Annotated in this window: 1 pseudogene; it reads right to left on the minus strand. The window is 59.8% G+C overall.

Going from position 1 to position 266, the window contains the following annotated elements:
* A pseudogene (locus tag L6D81_RS29400) lies at window positions 1-266 on the minus strand (putative Ig domain-containing protein); the annotation flags it as partial.

Genomic DNA, 266 nt, shown 5'->3' on the forward strand with positions numbered 1-266 from the left:
GATTTTCCAGGTTGTCGCCCAGGGTCCAGTTCACTGAAGAACGCACGGTGTCGATTTCGCTGGCCAGGGTGCTGGTTTCGATGATGGTGTCACCGGCGTTGTCGACGATGTAGGTGTCATTGCCCAGGCCGCCGATCATGGTGTCGGCACCGAGGCCACCGTCGAGGATGTTGTTGCCATCGTTGCCTGTGATGCGGTTGCCCGAACTGTTGCCGGTGCCGTTGAGATTGTCGGTACCGCTCAGGAGCAGGTTCTCGACGTTGGCG

This window comes from Pseudomonas sputi (assembly GCF_021603585.1).
Taxonomy (GTDB): Bacteria; Pseudomonadota; Gammaproteobacteria; order Pseudomonadales; family Pseudomonadaceae; genus Aquipseudomonas; species Aquipseudomonas sputi.